The sequence below is a fragment of the Gluconobacter japonicus genome (genome assembly GCF_002723975.1).
GTDB lineage: Bacteria > Pseudomonadota > Alphaproteobacteria > Acetobacterales > Acetobacteraceae > Gluconobacter > Gluconobacter japonicus.
The window spans coordinates 42363-63948 of sequence record NZ_BEWO01000011.1; the positions used below are offsets into that span (position 1 = coordinate 42363).

Annotated in this window: 17 protein-coding genes and 1 riboswitch; of the genes, 9 read left to right on the plus strand and 8 right to left on the minus strand. The window is 56.9% G+C overall.

From position 1 onward, the window contains the following. Window positions 1-35: 35 nt before the first annotated feature. Complete coding sequence (locus GJA01_RS09100; RefSeq protein ID WP_062504178.1) at window positions 36-1127, minus strand: glycosyltransferase family 61 protein; 1092 nt, start codon at window positions 1125-1127, stop codon at window positions 36-38. An 83-nt stretch (window positions 1128-1210) separates the two neighbouring features. Next, window positions 1211-1687: an Lrp/AsnC family transcriptional regulator gene (locus GJA01_RS09105; RefSeq protein ID WP_034880991.1), complete on the minus strand. Its 477-nt coding sequence runs from the start codon at window positions 1685-1687 to the stop codon at window positions 1211-1213. Between the two features lie 143 nt (window positions 1688-1830). On the opposite strand from GJA01_RS09105, the gene GJA01_RS09110 reads away from it, so the two are divergent. Next, the gene (locus GJA01_RS09110) at window positions 1831-2847 is read left to right on the plus strand and encodes a 1-aminocyclopropane-1-carboxylate deaminase (protein ID WP_062504180.1); all 1017 of its coding nucleotides are present in this window, start codon (window positions 1831-1833) and stop codon (window positions 2845-2847) included. A 70-nt stretch (window positions 2848-2917) separates the two neighbouring features. Here GJA01_RS09110 and GJA01_RS09115 read toward each other — a convergent pair whose 3' ends face one another. The 3 genes from GJA01_RS09115 to GJA01_RS09125 are packed head-to-tail and all read right to left on the minus strand — an operon-like array spanning window position 2918 to window position 7060. Then, on the minus strand, window positions 2918-5230 hold the full coding sequence (locus GJA01_RS09115) for a xanthine dehydrogenase family protein molybdopterin-binding subunit (RefSeq protein ID WP_062504182.1): 2313 nt from the start codon (window positions 5228-5230) through the stop codon (window positions 2918-2920). Next, window positions 5223-5699: a (2Fe-2S)-binding protein gene (locus tag GJA01_RS09120; RefSeq protein WP_061932855.1), complete on the minus strand. Its 477-nt coding sequence runs from the start codon at window positions 5697-5699 to the stop codon at window positions 5223-5225. The genes GJA01_RS09115 and GJA01_RS09120 overlap by 8 nt, the downstream gene beginning before the upstream one ends. Window positions 5700-5725: 26 nt before the next feature. After that, window positions 5726-7060 carry a c-type cytochrome gene (locus GJA01_RS09125; protein WP_062504184.1) on the minus strand — a complete coding sequence of 445 codons (1335 nt, stop codon included), beginning with the start codon at window positions 7058-7060 and terminating at the stop codon, window positions 5726-5728. Between the two features lie 427 nt (window positions 7061-7487). On the opposite strand from GJA01_RS09125, the gene GJA01_RS09130 reads away from it, so the two are divergent. The 5 genes from GJA01_RS09130 to GJA01_RS09150 all read left to right on the plus strand — a co-directional run bounded on the left by GJA01_RS09130 (window position 7488) and on the right by GJA01_RS09150 (window position 14678). After that, window positions 7488-8510 carry a FecCD family ABC transporter permease gene (locus GJA01_RS09130; protein WP_062504188.1) on the plus strand — a complete coding sequence of 341 codons (1023 nt, stop codon included), beginning with the start codon at window positions 7488-7490 and terminating at the stop codon, window positions 8508-8510. Further along, complete coding sequence (locus GJA01_RS09135) at window positions 8507-9289, plus strand: ABC transporter ATP-binding protein (protein ID WP_062504190.1); 783 nt, start codon at window positions 8507-8509, stop codon at window positions 9287-9289. Before GJA01_RS09130 ends, GJA01_RS09135 begins: the two co-directional genes overlap by 4 nt. Next, window positions 9286-10242, plus strand: a complete 957-nt coding sequence (locus GJA01_RS09140) for an ABC transporter substrate-binding protein (protein WP_062504192.1) — start codon at window positions 9286-9288, stop codon at window positions 10240-10242. Before GJA01_RS09135 ends, GJA01_RS09140 begins: the two co-directional genes overlap by 4 nt. Window positions 10243-10326: 84 nt before the next feature. Next, window positions 10327-12474 (plus strand): beta-N-acetylhexosaminidase, encoded by a 2148-nt coding sequence (locus tag GJA01_RS09145; RefSeq protein ID WP_062504194.1) that lies wholly within the window; start codon window positions 10327-10329, stop codon window positions 12472-12474. A 134-nt stretch (window positions 12475-12608) separates the two neighbouring features. Then, a complete protein-coding gene (locus tag GJA01_RS09150) occupies window positions 12609-14678 on the plus strand; it encodes a M13 family metallopeptidase (RefSeq protein ID WP_062504196.1) in 2070 nt (689 codons plus the stop codon). Between the two features lie 43 nt (window positions 14679-14721). Here GJA01_RS09150 and metE read toward each other — a convergent pair whose 3' ends face one another. After that, entirely contained in the window at window positions 14722-17034 is a 2313-nt protein-coding gene (gene metE / locus GJA01_RS09155; RefSeq protein WP_062504197.1) for a 5-methyltetrahydropteroyltriglutamate--homocysteine S-methyltransferase, read from the minus strand. A 116-nt stretch (window positions 17035-17150) separates the two neighbouring features. Continuing rightward, window positions 17151-17354, minus strand: a riboswitch (cobalamin riboswitch). A 67-nt stretch (window positions 17355-17421) separates the two neighbouring features. Here metE and GJA01_RS09160 point away from each other — a divergent pair. Genes GJA01_RS09160 through GJA01_RS09170 form a run of 3 tightly spaced genes read left to right on the plus strand, consistent with a single transcriptional unit; the run spans window position 17422 to window position 19957 of the window. Continuing rightward, window positions 17422-18348 (plus strand): ArsR/SmtB family transcription factor, encoded by a 927-nt coding sequence (locus GJA01_RS09160; protein WP_062504199.1) that lies wholly within the window; start codon window positions 17422-17424, stop codon window positions 18346-18348. Between the two features lie 30 nt (window positions 18349-18378). Further along, window positions 18379-19245: a methylenetetrahydrofolate reductase [NAD(P)H] gene (gene metF / locus GJA01_RS09165; RefSeq protein ID WP_062504201.1), complete on the plus strand. Its 867-nt coding sequence runs from the start codon at window positions 18379-18381 to the stop codon at window positions 19243-19245. Window positions 19246-19291: 46 nt separating this feature from the next. After that, window positions 19292-19957, plus strand: a complete 666-nt coding sequence (locus tag GJA01_RS09170; protein ID WP_010500755.1) for an HAD family hydrolase — start codon at window positions 19292-19294, stop codon at window positions 19955-19957. 9 nt (window positions 19958-19966) lie between these two features. Here the strand turns inward: GJA01_RS09170 and GJA01_RS09175 are convergent, their stop codons facing one another. Beyond that, complete coding sequence (locus GJA01_RS09175; RefSeq protein ID WP_062504265.1) at window positions 19967-21064, minus strand: LacI family DNA-binding transcriptional regulator; 1098 nt, start codon at window positions 21062-21064, stop codon at window positions 19967-19969. 144 nt (window positions 21065-21208) lie between these two features. Next, entirely contained in the window at window positions 21209-21472 is a 264-nt protein-coding gene (locus tag GJA01_RS09180) for a hypothetical protein (protein ID WP_062504203.1), read from the minus strand. Window positions 21473-21586 lie beyond the last annotated feature (114 nt).

Genomic DNA, 21586 nt, shown 5'->3' on the forward strand with positions numbered 1-21586 from the left:
TATTTCAGGACGGCGGGTACGCGTTTTGCGAATGCTTACGGAATGAGAGCGTCAATTTTCTGGAGGAAAGCCTGAAGATCTTCTTCAGAACATCCAATCAGGAACTCGTTTTTTTCAGGGGTGGGCCACGCGCAGCCTTTGGTCACATAGACATTCTGATGGCCCATCAGAAACCCGATGTTCAACTGAACGGCGTTCCAGAAGCCAAGACATCCGACGACAGTGTCAGGACCGGAAAACAGCGTGCTGTGCATGCCTGATCCATGTTCGCCAATAACCGCTGCTGCGTCGGAAAAAATTTCGATCTGCTCTTCAAGGGAGAGCTTTTCGGGGTGGATAATTTCATAGCCGCGTTCTGCCGCCATGGATTCAAAAGCTGCACGGTTGGGGAATGGCCGATTGCCATGTGAGAAGTCTGCCCGGGACACCAGAATCTTGCGGGATTTCTTTTCAGTACCGATGTTCGGTTTCAGGGAATTGTAAAAATCCCTGACGAAACTGTGGAAGGAAAATTCTCCCGTGTAGCAATACGATGGAAGAATAGCCTCTCTGCATAGAACGATATCGGAGCCGGGATTATATCCGATGATAGTGTCTCTGTTGACGCCGCACGCCAGAGCCAGAAAGCGGTAAATCCATTCGGGTGATGAATGCGGAAGAAGGATTTTCAGGTCCGCAAAATGCTCTCCCTTCACGGCTTTTACGACGCCGAACCGGGGTAGATAATCAATCAGCCAGTGCCCCCAGATCTCAAAAGAAATCCCATCGGCGACAATGACTGGCTCTTCTATAATGATCTTATTTTTGGAAGACTGTGAAAAATAGTCTTCTTCAGGCGGAATTGTGCGTTGATTGTCCTGCCCTGTGGCACAGTCATAGATCAGATGCGTGCTGAGAATTGTACTGCCCGGGCGCGTCACAATAAGGTCTTTGACGGTATAAAAACCAACGGGGTTAAGGTCTTCGGTCGGTCTTTTCCAATGGTACTCGTGAACCCACCCCCGATGATCCGTCAGTTCCCAGATTTTGAAAGGTCCAACGGATTTTTCGGCTGGTCTGCATTCCTGAAAGTCTGAAATCCCGCAATCGGCAGTTTTCGTTCCTTGGGACAGATCGGAAAATCTCATGACGTCAGGACCTTTGATTTTACTGTATCGCGAACAATAGAAGCCTTTCCGGATCTGTTCCAGACGTTGGAATGTTTTGAGCTTTAGAAAGCCAATGGTGCGTTGTCTTTCACTTCCTTGATAACGAAAAACGTCCTGGCCTGACGAACGCCGGGGAAAGCGATCAGCTTTTCGGCATGAAGGCGGTTGAAATCCGCCATGTCATCCACGCGGATTTTGAGAAGATAATCAAAATCGCCCGCTACCAGATGACAGTCCAGCACCATGGGCATGTTTTTCACGGCGGCTTCCAACTCTGCAAAACTCTCTGGCGTGGACCGGTCCAGCACGACGCCAACGAGCGCGATGGTGCCAAGCCCGACTTTCACGGGGTCAATCTCTGCACGAACGCCGCGGATATAGCCCTCCTGAAACAGGCGCTGCGTCCTGCGATGGCAGGTCGCGGCACTGACATTCACGCGCTCCGCGAGTTCGGCATTGGACATGCGACCGTTTCCCTGCAGAAGCTGAAGAATCTTGCGGTCAATGGCATCGAGATCGGAGGAGGAAGACTCTTTCATAAAGATCCTTAAAATTGACAATATCTTCGATAAAAATCGAGATTGATAGGTTTTTAGGTAAAAATATAGATCAAATTAGAAAGCACCTTCGGGATAAAATTCATTACGCCTCATGGCCTGTCATTCTTCCAAGGGCACAGACCATGAAGCTGGAAAAATTCGAGCGTTATCCCCTGACATTCGGCAAGACTGCCATTGAGCATCTGCCACGGCTAAGTGAAGAGCTGGGTGGCAAGGTGCAGATCTACGCCAAGCGTGAAGACTGTAATTCCGGCATGGCGCTGGGTGGGAACAAACTCCGCAAGCTGGAATATATCGTGCCGGATATTCTGGCCTCTGGCGCGGATACGCTGGTTTCCATTGGTGGTGTGCAGTCCAACCATACCCGCATGGTCGCAGCGACAGCCGCCAAGCTGGGCATGAAATGCGTTGTCGTGCAGGAGAAATGGGTCCCGCATTACGACGCCGTTTATGACCGTGTCGGCAATATCCTCATGACGCGCCTCATGGGGGCTGAGTCCCGCATCGTGGAAGATGGCTTTGACATCGGTATCCGCCAGAGCTGGGAAGATGCGATTCAATCCGTGAAGGATTCTGGCGGAAAGCCCTATGCCATTCCGGCCGGTGCGTCGGTTCATCAGTATGGCGGTGTTGGTTATGCCGCTTTTGCGGAAGAAGTCGCGGAGCAGGAAAAGGAACTCGGATTCACATTCGATTACATTATCGTCTGTGTCGTGACGGGTTCGACGCAGGCGGGAATGATCGTTGGGTTCGCTGCGCAGGATCGTGCGGATCGGGTCATCGGTATTGATGCTTCCGGAACGCCGGAGCAGACGCGCGAGCAGGTGCGGGAGATTGTGGATCGTACGGCGGATCTGGTGGAACTCGGGCGGACGGTGCGAGACGATGAGATCGTGATCCTCGAAGATTACGCCTATCCCGCCTATGGCGTCCCCTCCGAAGAAACGAACGAAGCCATCCGGCTGGCTGCCCGCACGGAAGCCATGATGACCGACCCTGTCTATGAGGGGAAATCCATGCAGGGCCTGATTGATCTGACCAAGAAGGGATATTTCCCGGACGGGTCAAAGGTTCTGTACGTCCATCTGGGCGGCGCACCGGCCCTGAACGGTTACAGCTATTATTACCGGAACGGCTGATGCAGCCATAAAAAAACGCCGCGTCCCGGGTGGGCGCGGCGTTTCTGTTTTCCGACGATAGGGCCGGGTTTTAGCTGTTGTGACCGTTCAGTTCACGCAGCACGTCCGCCGGACGCATCGGAAGGTGACGCAGGCGCACACCGACGGCATTGAACACGGCATTGCCGATGGCAGGGGCAACAACCGTCACACCCGGCTCACCAAGACCCGTAGGTTTCTCGGTGTTCTGGACGAACTCGATGTCCATCTCCGGCACGTCTGGAAGACGGACCGGAGTGTAGGTGTTGAGGTTGCTGTCCTTGATCGTACCATTGACGATCTCGGTGCCTTCAAACAGCGCCATGCTCAGACCCCAGAGGGCTGCACCCTCGGTCTGTGCCAGTGCGCCGCCCGGATCAACGATCGTGCCCGCATCCAGAACCAGCCAGAGCTTCTGGCAGGTAATCACGCCGGTCTTGCGATCAACGTGAACCTGAGCCGCACCAGCCGTCCAGGTCGGCATACCGCGCTCCTGACCGAAGCTGGTCGCGATGCCGATGGCCGTGTCTGCCGGAAGCTGCGTCTTGCCGTAGTTGATCTTCTCGGCAAGGCGCTGAAGAGCAGCAGCCTGACGCTTGGCCCCGCCGACGGCATTTGGCGCATCGCCTGCGTTACGGCCTGTGCCCGTGAACATGGACAGGCGGAACTCCAGCGGGTCCTGCTTGGTCTGATGAGCAATTTCATCAAGAAAGGACTCAAGCGCCCATGGCGTCCAGCCCGCAGACACTGAACGGAGCCAACCTGGACGGAAGGTCTTGTTGGCCAGATCGTTCGTGATGGCGCGAACGCGGGTCGGACCGGTTTCGTACCAGTGATCCGCACCGGCAATGGCGAACTGATCGTAAGACTTGCCGTCTTCGCCCTTTGCCATGAAAGCAGGGGCCATGATGAGCGTCGGCCAGCCAGCGGTCGCAGCATAGTCCATCGCCGTGATCTTCTTCTGGTCTGCGTCGAGGGCGACGCGGATCGTCTGAAGGGACGGGGAGCGGATGGAGTCAAACGCCATATCGTCAGAGCGCGTCAGGATCAACTTGACGGGTGCGCCACCAATCTCTTTGGACGCCAGTGCCGCCGGGATGGAATAGTCACCGTTCAGACGACGACCAAATCCGCCACCGAGCAGATAGGTCCGCATGACGATCTGCTCTTCTGGTACCTGAAGCGCTTTGGAGAGCTGCGGCAGAACAAGGGACTGCCACTGGTTGCCGGTATGGATTTCCCACATGCCGTCAACATGACGGGCCACGGCATTGACCGGCTCAAGCTGGTAATGCGCAACGGAGGCACAGGTATAGCTGCGTTCGAAGCTGTGTGCCGGATGGGCCAGAGCTTCATCCACGCCTTTGTCGTTGAAGACGCGCGCCCCTGTGTTCGGGTCTGCAATCAGCTTGCGGCCGTGTTCGATAATGTCTGCTTCCGAGACATTGATCGTCGGGCCGGGATTCCACTGAACCTTCAGAACGTCCGCAGCCTTGATGGCGGCCGGATAGGTCTTGGCCAGAGCCACAACCCAGCCCGGCACGATACCGGACGGATCATCCAGAACAACATAGCGAAGGAAGCCGGGGATCTTCTTGGCTTCGCTGTCATCGACGGACTGCACCTTAGCGGCATAACGCGTTGGCGGCATCTTGGGGCGGCCATAAACCATCCCTTCGAGCTTCACGTCGATGCCGTAGATGGCCTTGCCCGTCGTCTTGTCTGGAATATCCAGAGCGGGAACCGGCTTGCTGATCAGGCGGCGTTCGCTGGCAGGCTTGAGTGGCAGCTTGGCCATCTCATCCGCCGTGAAGCTCCGCGTTGGCTTGGCTTTGGAGACGATCTCGCCGTAGGAAATGCTCTTGCCGCCAGCCGTGAGCGTGCTGTTGCGGGCAACGCATTTGTCTGGCGTGGTGCCGAGCAGCTTTGCGCCTTCTTCCAGCATGATCGTACGGGCTGCGGCGCCGGCCTGACGGAACGTGTCCCACGTATCCCAAACAGACCAGGAACCGCCGGTCACGAACTTGCCAGCCCATTTCGGGGCGGTGTCCACTTCCGTGATTTTGATGTGATCCCAGTCGGCTTCCATTTCGTCCGCAATGATACGGGCGAGGGCGGTTCCGACGTGCTGCCCCATCTCGGCACGGACGACATTGACATTGATGGAGCCGTCCGGCGCGATGGCGCACCACATGTTCGGCTCAAATGCGGCTTCCGGCAGCATGGCAGACGGATAGGTCTGGGACGCTTCGGCCTTGCGGGCGAAGCCGAACATCAGACCGGCTCCGGCGGCCGTCATCAGGAAGCTGCGGCGTGAAAGACGGGCCTTGTCCGACTTGCGGGCAATCTGCTCGATTTTAGCCATTGTTGGCGCCTCCCTGCTGTGCGGCAGCCGCTTCCTTGATGGCCTTGCGAATGCGGATATAGGTCATGCAGCGGCAAAGGCTGCCCCCCATGACACCGTCAATCTCGGCATCCGTTGGGTTCGGATAGTCTTTCAGAAGGCTCGCAGCCTGCATGATCTGGCCGGACTGGCAGTATCCGCACTGCGGCACCTGCTGGTCACGCCAGGCGACCTGCACGACATGATTGCCTTCCGGGTCAAGGCCTTCAATCGTTGTGATTGAAGCGCCTTCGATGGAAGACAGCGCCGTGATGCAGGAGCGCGTGGCGCGCCCGCCCACATGCACGGTGCAGGCACCGCATTCACCGATACCGCAACCGAACTTGGTGCCGGTCAGGTTCAGTTCGTCACGCAGGACCCACAGCAGGGGTGTATCATCCGGTGCATCGACCGAAACGGGTTGTCCGTTGAGTTCAAATTTCGTCGTCATCTTCGTGCTTCCCTGTCCTGCCCGGATCAGTGCGAGGCGTTAACGGGCGGTGCGGACAGTGTGGCGCGGGCTTCCGCGGCCTTCTTTTCCAGATCCGTCCAGGGGGGGAGGGTGGTGCGGGTGCGGCGCAGATACGCGGCGATGCGGGCCATGTCATGGTCCGAAAGGGCCGTGTAGAAGCTCGGCATGGCAATATGATCCTGACCTTCGGCAGCTCCGATGCCATGCAGCATCACCTGGAAGAGATTGTTCGGCTCATCCAGCCACAGTGCATTGTTCAGAGCCAGTTCCGGGCGGCCGGAAACAGGCTTCGGGCCCGAATTGTAATGGCAGGCGCCACAGGCACCCTGATAGAGTCGGGCATCCGCATCCAGCGTCTGCGGACCGACCAGATCCTTGCCAGACATCTGCATGGCACGGGCAATCGCGGCTTCATCACCGTGAACGCGCTGATCAGCCTTGGCGATGTCAGCATAATAATGAGCAATGGCGTGCACATCTTCTTCCGGAATTTTGGACAGGAAGCGATGCGGCACGGGAGACATCGGGCCAGCCGCAGAGCCATGCAGCGGGGCAACGCCGAAGCGCAGGTACTGGAAGAATTCATCTTCCGTCCAGACAACTGGCGTCGGGTTATGGTCATTCAGCGGCGGTGCGATCCAGCCATCAATGACGGCACCGTCATAGGCATGGCTCGTCTTTTCCGCACCGAGAAGGTTGCGTGGCGTATGGCAGGCGCCGCAATGGGCATTGCCTTCAGCCAGATAGGCACCCCGGTTCCACTGTGCGTCATGCTTCGGGTCGTTCTGATAGCGGCCCGGCGTGAAGAACAGGAGCTTCCAGAAGCCCTGACCGATCAGGCGAATGTTGATCGGGAAGGGGACCGTGTTGTCACGCGGTTTCAGATGCACGGCTGGACGGGTCATCAGATACGCATACAGGTCCGAGACGTCCTGGTCGTTGACCTTTGTGAAGTGGTCGAACGGGAAGGCCGGATAAAGCTGCGAGCCATCGCGGGCGATGCCCTTGTTCATGGCGCGCTTGAACGCTTCCAGAGACCAGTTGCCGATACCCCATTCCGGGTCAGGCGTGATGTTGGATGAGAAGATGTCACCGAACGGGGTGGCCATCTTGAAGTCACCAGCCAGTTCGGGGCCGGGCTTGCCATCGACGCGGGTGTGACACTCCGCGCAGTATCCACCAGCCGCGACGATTTCGCCACGCTTGATGGCGTCCGCGGAAAAGGACGATGCAGAAGGGGGGGAGATGGGGGAAATTGCAGGATACCAAGCATAAGCGAGGAACCCGAGACCGCCCACCGCACCGAGGCCCACAATACTGGCGGCTATCCGTTTGAGCATTCTTGTACTGTCCCGGCACTGTTTTCAGAACTGCCGTCCACGTTGTGACGGATGATTGCCCCTCAATATGGCACACGCCACAGAAATGGAAGATTGAGATAACTCAAAATTCATCTGGATTGATGTTGTCATGCAGTTTTCATGGAGGAGGGGCTTCAATGTCACACATATTCAAAAATCTTTCAGTCAAATCCATGCAGGGATGCGTCAATATTCAGATTTATAAATAGGTATTTTATTGGTCCTATATGGTTCCATCACTGTCTAGGCACTCTGAAAAAACGATTCGGTCTGAATGAATATTCTGTCACCGAGTGCCAAAAAGAAGATATGTTTCAATTCAGGCTGAGAGTCCTGTCGCAAGGAGAAGAGGCCGGCCCAGTTTCCGATCCCCCCTGACAAGGGGTAGGATGGGGAGATATCTCGCGTGAAAGGGCGCCTCATTTCCATTCGTCCGGCCTTTATTCGCAGTCTTTCGATCGCAGTGCTTGTTCTGGCAGTCCTATTGGGCTTGTGCTGGGGACGGTATCCCCTGTCTCCTTCACGTGTGGCGGTCGTTCTCGGCAGACTGCTGCATGTGTGCGGCGGGTCTGACCCCATTGCAGATGCTGTCATCTGGCAGGTGCGCCTTCCGCGTGTTCTGGCTGGATTTCTGGTTGGAAGTGCTTTGTCCTGCGGTGGAGCAACGTTTCAGGCCGTTCTGCGAAATCCGCTCGTCTCGCCAGATATTCTTGGTGTTCTGAGTGGATCGGCGTTTGGGGCTGCTCTGGTGATCGTGATGGGCGGTTCGCCCGTTCTGATTCAGCTTGGGGCATTCTGTGGTGGCCTGGCAGCGGTGAGTGCCGGTCTCTCCATTTCCCGCTTGTTACCGCAGGGGGGGCTGCTGACACTGTTAATGGGCGGTTTGATTGCCAATGCAGTCTTCACCGCTCTGCTGTCCCTTGTGAAATATACGGCTGATCCGATGGATCAGTTGCCCGCTGTTGTGAACTGGCTTCTGGGCACGTTGTCCCAGACGGGCTGGACGGAACTCTCCTGGCTGACAGTCCCGGTTCTTGCTCTGGTCACGGTCCTGATTCTTTTGTCTCCGTTGCTGGATGTTCTGTCTCTGGGGGATGACGAGGCTCGAAGTCTTGGTGTGTGCGTTCAGTTCATGCGCCCGGTGATCATCCTTCTGGCAACGCTGGTCTGTGCCATGACGATTTCCATGGCGGGGATTATCGGCTGGGTTGGGCTTCTGGTGCCGCATGTGGCGCGGATGCTGGCAGGGGCGGAGCATCGGAACATGATGCCGGTCTGCGCGCTTCTTGGAGCCGCAGGGCTTATTCTGGCCGATACTGTTGCCCGCTCCCTGACCTCGGGAGAAGTGCCGCTCGGGATCATGACTGAGCTTTTTGGCGCTCTGGCTTTTGTGCTGGTGCTGCGACGCCTGCGGGGAGAAGGCGTATGACGGAGGTGTTCCTGTCCTGTGAGGCTGTCACGTTGAAGCGTCTCGGACGCCCGGCTGTGCTTGACGGAATTACGCTGACGTTTTGTCGTGGAGAACTGGTTGGACTGCTGGGCCTGAATGGCGCGGGGAAAAGTACGCTTCTGCGTATTCTGATGGGATTGCTGAAGCCGACATCCGGTACGGTTCATCTGGAGGGGGAGCTGCTGTCGTCTTTTCGTTCAACGGATGTGGCGCGGCGACTGGCGTATGTGCCGCAGGGCCATGCGGCGGTTTTTCCCTACACGGTGCGGCGGATGGTTGAGCTTGGACGTGTTCCGCATCACGGCATTGCCGGACGGTTGGGGCCAGACGATCAGCGGAAAGTCGATGCTGCGCTGGAGCGGCTGGGCCTGTGTGGCTTGGCGGATCGACCGGTGACGGAGCTGTCTGGCGGAGAACGGCAACGCGTTGTTCTGGCGCGGGCTTTGGCGCAGGAAGCCGTCGGGCTGCTGCTTGATGAGCCGATGACAGGTCTGGATTATGGTCATCAGGTCAGGTTGATGGGATTGCTGGCAGAGTTGGCGTCAGAGGGACATCTCGTGTTTCTGACGTCGCACCGGCCGGAAGAGTTTTTTGCGTCTGGAAGTCGTGCGCTTGTTCTGGATGGGGGCCATATCGTTGCGGATGGTCCGCCTGAGCAGATTGTGACGGCAGAACGGATGTCCCGCCTTTACGGTGTGCCGCTGGCGCAGATCGATCATGCCGGGAAACGGTTTTTCCACCATGAGGAGAATACATGATGACACTGTCTCGACTGTTCGGGGGGCTTCTGAGCCTCTCCCTCATGGCGACAACAGCTTACGCAGCTCCCCCGACCCGGCTTGTGGAAGGATGGTACGCGCATAATGCGACGCTCATCATGCTGGGGGCGCAGGATCACATCGTGGCAACCGTGGCCAAGCCCTCGATCATGCCCTGGATGTTTAAACTGGTGCCGTCTCTCTCAAAGGCTCAACCTCTGGAGCCCGGCAATCTGAACGGTGAAGAGCTGCTGCGTCTTGATCCGGATCTGGTGTTCGTGACGGCATCCGGTCATTCGGCTGATGCGCTTGCAAAGGTGGGGCTGCATGTCGTGCCTGAAGGATTTGATCGTTTCGTCGGTCTTCTGGAGTGTGTGGACGGAACGGCGACCCTGCTTCAGACGCCTCTGGCCACCAAGCGGGCGCAGGCTTATCGCGTTGCATTTCTGAAAGCAGTCTCGCAGGCTGCCACCAATCCGCAAGGCCCGCGCGTTCTCCATATTGAATCGCTCAAACCGCTGCATGTGGATGGCGATCAGAGCATCATAGACCAGTGGATCCGGTCTGCGGGGGGCCGGAATGCCGCTATTGGCGTTCATGGAAACAAGCAGCCGGTCTCTGTGGAGCAGATCCTGTCCTGGAATCCGGACATTATTATAGTTGGTGCCAATGCGGGTGATCCGGCGCAGCTTGCCAGTGATGGCGTGTGGTCCCAGCTTGCAGCCGTGAAGGCGGGGCGTGTCTATCGCAATCCGGCCGGAATTTTTCCATGGGACCGGTATAGCCCTGAACTGCTTCTGCAGGTTGATTGGGCGCGACAGATTGTTCAGACCGGTCATGTGGATGAGGCCGGAATGATCACGAAAATGCAGGACTTTTACCGTCAGTTCTATGGCATTACGCTACGGGCCGCGGATGCAAAACGGATGCTTGCGGCCCTGCCGCCGGAATGAAAACGGTAAAAAACACTCAAAAAGATTGCTGATTCGATCAGAATCGTTTCAGATATTGATTCGAAACTGCAAGGAAACTCTCGGATGACCCGGACCTCCTCTTTCCCTAACAGCTCTTTCTGGAAAAAAGCATGTCTGGGTGCTGTTCTCCTGGCTGGTACAGCCTTTGGTGGGATGGCGCAGGCGGCACCCGTGCTGATGCCGGTCCCTCAGACTGTTTCAGCGTCCAATGGCGTCAGCGCTCTTTCGGGAGGTGTTCGGATCGTTTGGGATACGCAGGCTTCTCCGCTTCTGCAACGTGCGGCAGCCCGCTTCACGACGCGTCTTGAGGCTCTCGCCGGGCCTGCTGGGCAGGGGAAACCTTATGTGCTGCATATCAGCGCAGGGCATGATCCCGCCTATCTCACCACGTCGACCAAAGAGCATTATGCTCTGACCACGTCCGCGGATGGAGCGCATCTTGAGGCCGATGGTCCGGCGGGTGTTGTTTATGGACTGGCGACGTTTCTTCAGCTTGTTCACAAGACGTCTGATGGTGCGGTCGTAGAGCGGTTGCATATTGATGATGCTCCCCGCTTTGTATGGCGTGGTTTGCTCCTGGATGTGTCCCGTCATTTTGCGTCGGTTGAAGCCGTCAAGCGCCAGCTTGATGCCATGGAGCTTCTGAAGCTCAATGTTCTGCACTGGCATCTGAATGACGGTACCGGCTTCCGCGTGGAGAGCCATGTTTTCCCGAAGCTGACCAGTGTTGGGTCTCACGGGCAGTATTATACGCAGGCTCAGATCCGGGACGTCGTGGCATATGCTGCGGATCGCGGGATCCGCATTGTTCCTGAGTTTGATGTTCCCGGTCACGCGCTGGCTGTTCTGCAAGCCTACCCGGAACTGGCGGCTCAGCCGCTGCCGGACGTCAACGCTGTGGGTGAGAACCTGAACAATCCGGCAATGGACCCGACCAATCCCAAGACGCTGAAATTCATCCGCGCGCTCTATGCGGAAATGGAGACGCTTTTCCCGGATCATTATTTCCATTCGGGCGGCGACGAAGTGCTCGGCACGCAATGGACGAATAATCCGAAGATCGCGGCCTACATGAAGGCGCACGGCTATGCGGATGCGCCGGCTCTTCAGGCCGCGTTCACGGCGCAGGTTGAGAAGATCCTGTCCAGCCAGGGGCGTGTCATGATGGGCTGGGATGAGGTCAGCGAAGCGCCGAGCCCAAAGAATGTTGTTGTTGAGGGTTGGCGCAGCTCCAAATGGACGGGGTCTGCCACGCAGGCTGGTCATCCGGTTGTGGTGTCTTCAGGCTATTACCTGGATTTGCTGACGCCATCGCGCACGCATTATGCGGTTGATCCGTATGACACGAAGGCGAATGGTATTACGCCATCAGAGGTGGAGGAGACGCATCCTCACATCACTCCGCTGATGGACGCTTTCCTCCAAGACCCGAACGCAGCTCCGCTGACCGATGAGCAGAAGAAGCTGGTTCTCGGTGCAGAAGGCGCCTTGTGGACGGAAATTGTTTCCGAAAACATGCTGGACGCCCGTTTATGGCCTCGGACTGCCGCTCTGGCAGAGCGGTTCTGGTCTCCTGAGAGCGTGCGGGATGTGGATGATCTGGAGCGTCGCCTGCCTGTCATCATGGGGGAGCTTCAGGCAACCGGTCTGCAGGCCACGCAGCATGAAAATGGTCTGAAAGAAGCGCTGGCTCCGGGACATACCGGCCCGCTTTCCACTTTTCTAGAAACCGTTGTTCCGGTGCGGAACTATGCTCTGAACCGTCTGGCCTCCAAAAGTGGGGATGCCATGCTGTCGGCTCCGGTGGCGATTGCCGATCCGGATGCGTTTGAAGCCACGCGTTTCAACAACATGGTCAAGCGGTATCTGGCCGGTGAGAAAAGCCTGAAGGCACCCTTGAAAGCCATGCTGACGGCGTGGTCCTCCAATGATGAAGCTTTTTCCGCCATCGCCAAGGATGTGCCCGCCCTTGAGGAAGTGACGCCTGTGTCCCATGCAGTTGCAGCGCTTTCCAATGCGGGACTGAATGTTCTGAACGGTGCTTCAGGAACGGCATGGCGTCTGGATGTGCAGCATCTGATCGCGGCGCAGGATGAGTTCTTCCACAATTCGTCGAATCATATCCTGTCCCTGAAGCGTGAGCAGCCACCTGGCGGCCTGCTGATTGCCATTCTGCCGGGGATCAAAGCACTCGTCGAAAGCAAGAACTAACAGTGTTGGTCATGCCCCGCTTTTCAAAGCGGGGCATAATTTTTGCGTCTTATTCGTTTCGACCGTAAACTTACAATGCAGGCCCGAGGGCAGACCAACATGGCCTGCCAGATTTTCATGATCGGGCCTGTTGTATGAATCAGAAGACATTTTCCCGTAAAGCAGTTCTGCTGCTGTCCGCCAGTCTCGGACTGGCAGCAACGCCTTCCGTTGTTTCCGCAAAGCCGACTGTGCCGCTGATCACATACGATCAGTATGGCCTTGATCTCGCGGGCCGGAATACGAGCGTAAAGCCGGGGGACAGTTTCTTCGATTATGCAAACGGCAATTTCCTGAAGACGCTCGAAATCCCGTCGGATATGAGCAGCTATGGCCCGTTCAATGCTCTGGCCGAAACCTCCCGCCAGCGCATCCAGTCCATTCTCAAGGATCTGTCCGCACATCCGGTCGATCAGCCGCAGACAATCAACGAGAAGCTCGGCACATATTATGCGTCTTTCATGGATGAGAAGGCCGTTGAGGCTGTCGGCGCCAAGCCTCTTGATGCTGAAGTTGCTACCATTCATCAGATCAAGGATCTGAAGACGTTTGCACGGTTCAGCGGTGCATCGGCGACGACATTTGGTTCATCCCCGTTCTCGGTGGATGTGGATGTCGATGCGAAAGATCCAACACAATACGCGCTCAGCATTGATCAGGCTGGTCTGGGAATGCCGGATCGGGACAACTACCTGAAGCCGGAATTCGCCTCCAAGAAAGCGGCTTATCAGGCATACGTCACGAAGCTTCTGACACTTGTTCACTGGGCTGACCCTGCGAAGTCTGCTGCGGATATCGTGGCGTTTGAGACGGAAATCGCCAAGGTTCACTGGGCGCGGACAGAACTGCGTGACCCGGACAAGACTTACAACCCGATGACCGTGGCCGCACTGGTCAAGAGCACGCCGTCTTTTGACTGGATGACATGGTTGCTTGCAGCCGGGGTGCCTGAGGCGGGTCTGGAACAGCGGACCGTCATTGTAGGGGAACCGTCCGCAATCAAGGCTGAGGCGGATCTGATCGCAAAGACTGATCTGAACACCCTCCGGGCCTGGCAGGCTTTTCACACGGCCAGTAATGCTGCGTCCTTCCTGTCTAATCCGTTTGTGCAGGCGCGTTTTGCGTATGCAAAAGCCATGTCTGGCCAGCCTGCTCTTGCGGCGCGCTGGAAGCGTGGTGTGGATTTCACGAGTGCTGCCATGGAAATGGCGCTCGGCAAGATCTATGTGGATCGGTATTTCCCGGCTTCGGATCGTGCGGCTATGCAGATGCTGACGGGCAACCTGAAGGCAGCGTTCCACAATCGTCTCGAACACAACACATGGATGAGCGCGCAGACGCGTGACGCCGCGTTGAAGAAGCTGGCCAGTTTTGAAATCCAGGTGGGTTACCCGAACGAATGGCGGGATTATTCCGATCTGGTTGTGAAGAAGGGTGATGTGTACGGCAATGCCAAGCGCGCTTTCGCTTTTGAGTGGCACTATCAGCTCAGTCATCTCGACAAGGTTGTTGACCGTAACGAGTGGTTGATGTCCCCCGCAACGGTGAATGCCTATAACAACCCGCGTTTTGTGGAGGTTGTGTTCCCGGCTGCAATCCTTCAGCCGCCATTCTTCAACCCGAAAGCTGATCCGGCTGTGAATTACGGGGCGATCGGTGGCGTCATCGGGCATGAAATGACCCATTCCTTTGACGACAAGGGCCGCAAATACGACGACAAAGGGCGTCTACGGAACTGGTGGACAAAGGAGGATGAAGAGCGCTTCCAGAAGCTGGCGGACCGTTTTGGTGCACAGTACGACGCCTTCGAAGTGCAGCCCGGCGTGCATGTGAATGGCAAGCTCACGATGGGCGAAAATATTGCCGATCTTGGTGGCCTGACATTGGCGCTGGATGCTTATCATGCGTCCCTGAACGGCAAACCAGCTCCGGTCATTGATGGCCTGACGGGCGATCAGCGTGTGTTCATGGGGTGGGCACAGGTCTGGCGTGAGAAGGTTCGTCCGGATACTGAGAAGCAGATGGTCGTTATTGACCCGCATTCGCCGCCGAAAGCCCGCGTGAACATTCCCATGCACAACGTAGATCTTTGGTACAAGGCCTGGAACGTGCAGCCGGGCGACAAGCTGTATCTGACACCCGATCAGCGCGTCAAAATCTGGTAACGGCGTATGATGGGGTGGAGAGCCACCCCATCTACTCGCGGGTTTACGGCCGCATATAATGGGCTGCTGCAACCATGTTGAGGAGCGCAGCTTTCGTCTCCGGCCATTTCCGGGTTTTCAGTCCGCAATCCGGATTGACCCAGAGGGCATCCGGACTGATGGCTTTGCTGGCAGCCCGAAGCAGGTCCACCATTTCCTCAACAGACGGCACGCGTGGCGAATGGATATCGTAAACACCTGGCCCGATTTCTGCCGGATAGCGATAGGCTGCGAACGCATCGAGCAGTTCCATACGGGAACGGGCGGTTTCAATCGAAATCACATCCGCATCCATTGCGCCAATGGCAGCAATGATGTCGTTGAATTCCGAGTAGCACATATGGGTATGGATCTGCGTGGCGTCCTGCACACCAGAGGCTGAAATGCGGAAACTTTCCACGGCCCAGTCCAGATAGGATTGCCAGTCTGCACGACGAAGCGGCAGGCCTTCACGCAAGGCGGCTTCATCAATCTGGACAATGCCGCACCGGGCTTTTTCCAGATCACACACTTCATCTCTGATGGCGAAAGCGATCTGTCGGCATGTTTCCGAACGCGGTTGATCGTCTCGTACGAAGGACCAGTTCAGGATTGTGACGGGCCCTGTCAGCATGCCTTTCACGGGGCGGTTGGTGAGGGATTGGGCATATTCCCACCATTCAACCGTCATGGCTTTTGGACGTGACACATCCCCGAAAATGATGGGTGGCCGGACATAGCGGGACCCGTAGGACTGAACCCAGGCATGTTTTGTGAACGCAAAGCCGGAAAGTTGCTCCCCGAAATATTGCACCATGTCATTGCGCTCAAACTCGCCATGCACCAGCACATCAAGATCAATTTCTTCCTGCCAGCGGATGGTCCGGGCGGTTTCTTCCTGCAGGAAGACTTCGTAAGCCTCGGAAGAGAGCTCTCCTCGTGCATGATCGGCGCGGGCTTTGCGGACTTCAGGTGTCTGGGGGAAGGACCCGATGGTCGTCGTTGGATAAAGCGGCAGTCTGAGTTTGGACTGTTGCAACGGACGGCGCGCGGGGAAGGGGGAAAGGCGCTGGGCGAGAGCTGGGTTGCGATCCGCAGAGCGTGCCTGAACGGCAGGATCGTTGATTTTTGCAGAAGATCGGCGTGCCTGAAGAGCCGCAGCATTTTCGGCCAGAGTGGCCTGCACGACGTCTCGCCCTTCATTCAGGGCACGTGCCAGTGTGTGTAGCTCCTCGATTTTCTGAACAGCAAATGCGAGCCAGGATTTCACATCCGCGTCCAGATCTGTTTCCCGTTCCAGATCAATGGGTGTGTGGAGAAGGGAGCAGGATGGCGCGAGGATGAGGTCACGCTGGCGGACCAACGGTTCAAGATTGTCCAGAAGTACGTTCAGATCGGCCTTCCAGATATTCCGTCCGTCCACCACGCCGAGAGACAGCAGCAGATCTGGTCGTGCTTTCTCAAGAATAGATGCAAGTTGTTCGGGAGCACGGACTAGATCCACATGTAGACCGTGAACTGGCAGGCTTAGGGCGATGTCCTGATTGTCTCCGAGCGCACCGAAATACGTCGCGAGCATCAGTTTCAGGTCTGGAACAGCGGCTGTCAGAGTGTTGTAGGTCGTTTTGAAAGCTGCGGCAGCATGTCCCGGCAGATCCAGAACAAGGGACGGTTCGTCAATCTGAACCCAGTCCACCCCTTCTGTTCGCAGGGCCTTCAGAACCCGTTCATAAACGGGCAACAGGACAGGAAGCAGATCAAGGCGATCAAACGCCGGGCCGTCACATTTTCCCAGAAGCAGGAAACTGACAGGACCGAGCAGAACAGGGCGTGTCTCAATCCCAAGGGCCTTGGCTTCCCGATATTCGTCCACCGCTTTTGTGGAGGCGAGGCGGAACGTCTGGTCTGCTATAAATTGCGGGACAAGGTAATGGTAGTTCGTGTCAAACCACTTGGTCATTTCGGCAGCGGGAACGTCCTGAGGTGCGCCATGAGCATGACCGCAACCACACGCCTCGGATGTCGTCTGGGAGCCGCGCGCCATGGCGAAGTAGGTTCCCAGATCCACCTTGTCCCTCACATTACCATAAATAGGAGGAACGGCGCCGACCATTGCGGATGTATCAAGCACATGATCGTAGAGTGAAAAATCGTTGGAGGGGATGATCTCTGCGCCGAGGTCTTTCTGGCGCTGCCAGGCTGACGCCCGAAGGGACGCAGCAGTGGAAAGCAGATCATCGACGGAAGAATGTCCCGCCCAGTACTGTTCAAGAGCGGTTTTCAGTTCACGGCGGGTGCCGATACGCGGAAAGCCCAGAGTTGCGACGCGGACAGTCATGAAAGCCTCGACAGGTTCGTGGCAGTGCGCTCGCAGGGCATGCAGGATCGTTCACGCCCCGAACAGGCAATGTGCGGCGTGGAGACATGCGTGACCCTTCCGGAACGCCCCGCCGGAGGATGTTATGTGCCGTGGCAGGTCTCCTGGCTTACGGGTCTTCGCGCTGATTCCGCCTTCCCGGACTTTCATCCAGTGGCCTGTGTGGAATCGGCACTCGCCGCTGACAGTTGCGGGGGCAGCGCCGGCTTTGCACCGGCTTCCCTCTTAGCCACACCAGATGCGCGAACATCCGACATGGAACCATGACAAGCCTTATGACTGCCGCATGTTCTGAAAAAGAGTCAATAGCTCTTGCTCATATAAAGAACTCCTTATATGTAAATCCATATGGAGCAGGCACTTACTATTTTTCAGGCCTTGGCGGACATGACCCGTCTGCGGATTCTGGCCCTTCTGCGCGAGATGGAACTGTCCATCGGCGAGGTTGCGCAGGTGCTCGGGCAAAGTCAGCCCCGCGTGTCACGGCATGTCAAAATCCTTGCCGACGCAGGGCTGATCGAGCGTCGTAAGGAAGGAAGCTGGGTTTTTCTGACGCTAGGGACGCCGGAAATTCTTGAACCTGTATTCATGGCGTTGGATCGTTGGACTGTGAGGGAGCCGGCGGAAATCCGGGCAGATCGTATTCGCTTGCAGGCGATCCGGGATGTCCGCGCTATTGCCGCGGAAGACTGGTTTGAAACCCATGCCGCCGAGTGGGATGCATTGCGTTCCCTGCATGTGTCGGAACGGGAAGTCGAAGCTGCGATTGTGAAGACGCTTTCAGCGTTTCCGATCGGGCGACTGGTGGATATCGGGACTGGAACCGGCCGCATGATGGAACTGCTTGGGGTGGGTGCTACTACCGTTATCGGGTTTGATCGCAGCCCGTCCATGCTTCGTCTGGCCCGAACCAAACTGGCGGCGGCGGGTTTGGAGCAGGCCGATCTGCGCCAGGGAGATTTCCAGGCTCTTCCCTTGCCAGAGCACTCTGCGGATGTCGCGATCATGCATCAGGTTCTGCACTATGCGCAGCATCCGGCGGCGGCCATTGCGGAAGCTGCCCGTATTCTTGATGGAAACGGTCGATTGCTGGTCGTCGATTTTGCGTCCCATAGCCGTGAAGAACTTCGCACGCGCGACGCGCATGTCCGTCTCGGTTTCACGGATGCACAGATGGCGGCATGGTTTCGTGCTGCCGGTTTGATCCCTGCGGAGCCGGTTGCTCTTGAAGGCGAACTGACGGTCAAGCTCTGGCTTGGCCAACGTCCTAACTGATCTCAAATATTGAACTAAGGAGCTGGCGTGATGGCCGCACAGACAGGGCCGCTGCCCGCAATTTCGTTCGAATTTTTCCCCGCAAAGTCGGAGAAGGCAGCCGCTACGCTGTTGGAGAACGCAAAAACGCTTGCTGCTTTTGGCCCGCAGTTCATGTCCGTGACGTATGGGGCAGGCGGTTCAACACGGGACCGCACCTTGGCCACCCTGAAAGATATGGTTCGCGAAACTGGCGCGCCAATGGCTGGGCATCTGACCTGCGTGGGAGCCTCCCGGGAAGAGGTCGACGCCGTGGCCCGGGCATACTGGGATGCTGGTGTGAAGCACATCGTGGCTCTGCGTGGTGATCCGCCGCCGTCAGCCGGGGGTGTCTATGAGCCTCATCAGGAAGGTTACGCGGGGGCTGTGGATCTGGTGCGTGGACTGAAGGAAGTTGCGCCGTTCGAAATCTCCGTGGCGGCATACCCGGAAACACATCCTGCGGCACTTAGTCCGCAGTCGGATTTGGAGCATCTGCGGGCGAAAATTGATGCTGGCGCGGACCGGGCTCTAACGCAGTTTTTCTTTGAAGCGGACACATTCTTACGCTTCCGGGACCGGGCGGCTGCCGTTGGAATCGAGCAGCCGATTGTGCCGGGTATTCTCCCCGTCGGAAGTGCTGCACAAGCCTGGAAATTTGCCGAGATGTGCGGTGCAAACGTGCCGAGGTGGATGCGCGATCTGTTTGATGGGCTGGATGAGACGCCACAGACGCGGACGCTTGTGGCTGCGACCATTGCTGATCGTTTGTGTCAGACTTTGAGGGCCGAAGGTGTGGAGCAGTTCCATTTCTACACATTGAATCATGCAGATACAGCATCCGCTCTCTGTCGCCTGCTCAAGCACCGTCCCCTTTGAAGAGGCAAGGGCTGGATTTCCAGCCCAAACGGGGTGACAAAAGGGAATGACACGATTCCCGATTATTCTTCTCGACTACGATGGTACTCTGGCGGAAACGCAGCCGGCCATTCTTCGCAGCCTGAAAGAAGCCTTCGAGGCCAGTGGTTACGACAGTCCGTCCCCTGATGCTCTCAAGGCGGAACTGTCGAAGGGTGGGACACTTCAGACGCTTTTTCAGGCTATCGTTCCGGACAGTGAAGACGAAGATGCCGGAGCGTTTGTGCGGCATTACCGTGCCAGTTATCCAAGGGCCGATCAGGAAGAAACAGTTCTGTTCGATGGGGTGAAACCGGTTCTGGAAGCTCTGAAGGGCAAAGGCGCAACGCTTGTTGTCCTGAGTAACAAGCATGCGCCGACAGTTCATAAAAGCATTGAGCGCTTTGGCCTGTCGCGCTGGTTCAGCGGCGTTATAGGCTCAGAGCCGCAATATCCCCATAAACCTGATCCCCGCGTCATGACGGATCGGGTGCGGCCTCTGTTCCCGGAAGCGGATTCTGCTGAATTCCTGATGGTGGGGGATACGCTGGCGGATCTGACCTTCGCCCGCAATACGGGCATCGCCTCCTGCTGGGCAAGTTATGGTCATGGTGCCGCGCAACCCTGCATTGATCTCAGACCGGATTACCGGATTGATCGCGTTGCCGATCTTCTGAACGTCGTCAGCCTGTAACGGGGAGGCTCAGCCCCTAGAAGGCTCAGCCTTGGGGGGCTGGCCAATACTGCCGCGCTTCACGAGTTCTGTTTTGAGAATGACATTTTGACGGCCGTCCTGCTGCACTAGAAGGCGAACGGCTTCCGTGCCCTTTTGCTCATGGGGCTGGCGGATTGTGCTGAGATCTGCGGTCGCTGCGGCGGGAATATCGTCAAAACCAAAAATGGACACGTCCTGCGGAATACTCAGCCCTGCCGCGCGAATGGTCTTCATGGCGCCGATCGCGACACGATCGCTCATCGCGAGGATCGCTGTGGGGCGTTCTGGCCGATTGATGAGAAAACGGGCGCCTTCTGCACCAGCCTCTTCAGAATTGATGGGAATTTCCCAGGCCGGAACAGTCTCGGGAGCAATCCCGGCTTCCTGAAGAGCAGTCAGGTATCCCTCCAGGCGCATGGCGATCGTACTGTGTGCGATGTTGGCCCGGCGTTTTGCTGTCAGGATACCAAAATAATCGTCATGAGCCGTTTTGAGAGACAGGATGCCAAAGCTGCGATGGCCAAGTTCCAGAAGTGTTTTGGCGGCTTTGTAGGCCGCATCCCGGTCGTCAATGCCAACATACGGGACGCCATCAAGTCTTGGCTGATCGACGACAACCAGCGGCACATTGCGCTGCTGGGCCATCATGACGCAGCGGCTGTCGGGGGCGACGGAGTACAGGATGTATCCATCAACAGCAGCGTTGCCCAATGAAACCGGCGTATTCATGTTACGAAGGCTGCTGCCAGCGGAGATCAGCGCCAGATCGGTTTCAAGCTCGTTACAGCTTTTGGCCACGCCATTCAGAACGGTCAGGACGGCCGGGTCGGAGAAGGCGTAGGGGAGGTCTTCGCTGAAAAGAAACCCGAGCGCACCTGAATGTCCTGTCGCAAGCTGCTTGGCTGCCGGATCGGGGCCTGTGTAACCCATCTCCTGTGCCGCTGCGAAAATCTTCTCACGCAGCGCCGCAGACAGCTGACCGGGGCGAATATAGGCATTGGAGACTGTCGTGTGAGACACCCCGACCTGTGCTGCTACATCCTTGAGGGTAACTTTGCGGCGGCCGTGCTGACGGGTGGTTTTCATACGCTGTCCAATAATGAAAACGGATCTTTCACGCAATCCTGCGGGATGTTGCGCTGACCCGTCAGGGATAAGGCCCTGAAAACAAATATTAGCCTGCGGAGGTCCATTCCGTCTTCACAATTACGACAGCACAATCTGGAAAGATCATTCTTTGGGTTTGGAGATGGTACTGGCCTTCTTGGCTGGGGGGTCGAACATGGCGCGGCATTTGGGGGTAAGCTGATCCAGCTTTTTCTTCATGCAGGCCGTGATTTTGGCTTCATTCGGGATGGCAAACGTGCACAGCCGAATGGCATCTCCCTGACAGGCCTGTTTCTGCTCGTCGCGTGTCGCAGCGTGGGCGGACCCAAGAGTCAGTCCGGCCATGCAGGTCAGTGTCATCAGGTAACGGATTGGATAGCAGGTCATGAGCCATCTCCTTTTTGATGTAAAAGCGTCCGGCAAGAGAAGCGGTTTCCAGTCTGAATACACTCCCGTCAAGAAAATGACAGAAATACATAAATAGACCGGAAACAGTCCTTT

Excerpts from the sequence above, each read along its gene's own strand:
- GJA01_RS09100 (WP_062504178.1), bottom strand. The coding sequence starts at position 1,127 with ATGAGATTTTCCGATCTGTCCCAAGGAACGAAAACTGCCGATTGCGGG.
- GJA01_RS09105 (WP_034880991.1), bottom strand. The coding sequence starts at position 1,687 with ATGAAAGAGTCTTCCTCCTCCGATCTCGATGCCATTGACCGCAAGATT.
- GJA01_RS09110 (WP_062504180.1), top strand. The coding sequence starts at position 1,831 with ATGAAGCTGGAAAAATTCGAGCGTTATCCCCTGACATTCGGCAAGACT.
- GJA01_RS09115 (WP_062504182.1), bottom strand. The coding sequence starts at position 5,230 with ATGGCTAAAATCGAGCAGATTGCCCGCAAGTCGGACAAGGCCCGTCTT.
- GJA01_RS09120 (WP_061932855.1), bottom strand. The coding sequence starts at position 5,699 with ATGACGACGAAATTTGAACTCAACGGACAACCCGTTTCGGTCGATGCA.
- GJA01_RS09125 (WP_062504184.1), bottom strand. The coding sequence starts at position 7,060 with ATGCTCAAACGGATAGCCGCCAGTATTGTGGGCCTCGGTGCGGTGGGC.
- GJA01_RS09135 (WP_062504190.1), top strand. The coding sequence starts at position 8,507 with ATGACGGAGGTGTTCCTGTCCTGTGAGGCTGTCACGTTGAAGCGTCTC.
- GJA01_RS09140 (WP_062504192.1), top strand. The coding sequence starts at position 9,286 with ATGATGACACTGTCTCGACTGTTCGGGGGGCTTCTGAGCCTCTCCCTC.
- GJA01_RS09145 (WP_062504194.1), top strand. The coding sequence starts at position 10,327 with ATGACCCGGACCTCCTCTTTCCCTAACAGCTCTTTCTGGAAAAAAGCA.
- GJA01_RS09150 (WP_062504196.1), top strand. The coding sequence starts at position 12,609 with ATGAATCAGAAGACATTTTCCCGTAAAGCAGTTCTGCTGCTGTCCGCC.
- metE (WP_062504197.1), bottom strand. The coding sequence starts at position 17,034 with ATGACTGTCCGCGTCGCAACTCTGGGCTTTCCGCGTATCGGCACCCGC.
- GJA01_RS09160 (WP_062504199.1), top strand. The coding sequence starts at position 17,422 with ATGGAGCAGGCACTTACTATTTTTCAGGCCTTGGCGGACATGACCCGT.
- metF (WP_062504201.1), top strand. The coding sequence starts at position 18,379 with ATGGCCGCACAGACAGGGCCGCTGCCCGCAATTTCGTTCGAATTTTTC.
- GJA01_RS09170 (WP_010500755.1), top strand. The coding sequence starts at position 19,292 with ATGACACGATTCCCGATTATTCTTCTCGACTACGATGGTACTCTGGCG.
- GJA01_RS09175 (WP_062504265.1), bottom strand. The coding sequence starts at position 21,064 with ATGAAAACCACCCGTCAGCACGGCCGCCGCAAAGTTACCCTCAAGGAT.
- GJA01_RS09180 (WP_062504203.1), bottom strand. The coding sequence starts at position 21,472 with ATGACCTGCTATCCAATCCGTTACCTGATGACACTGACCTGCATGGCC.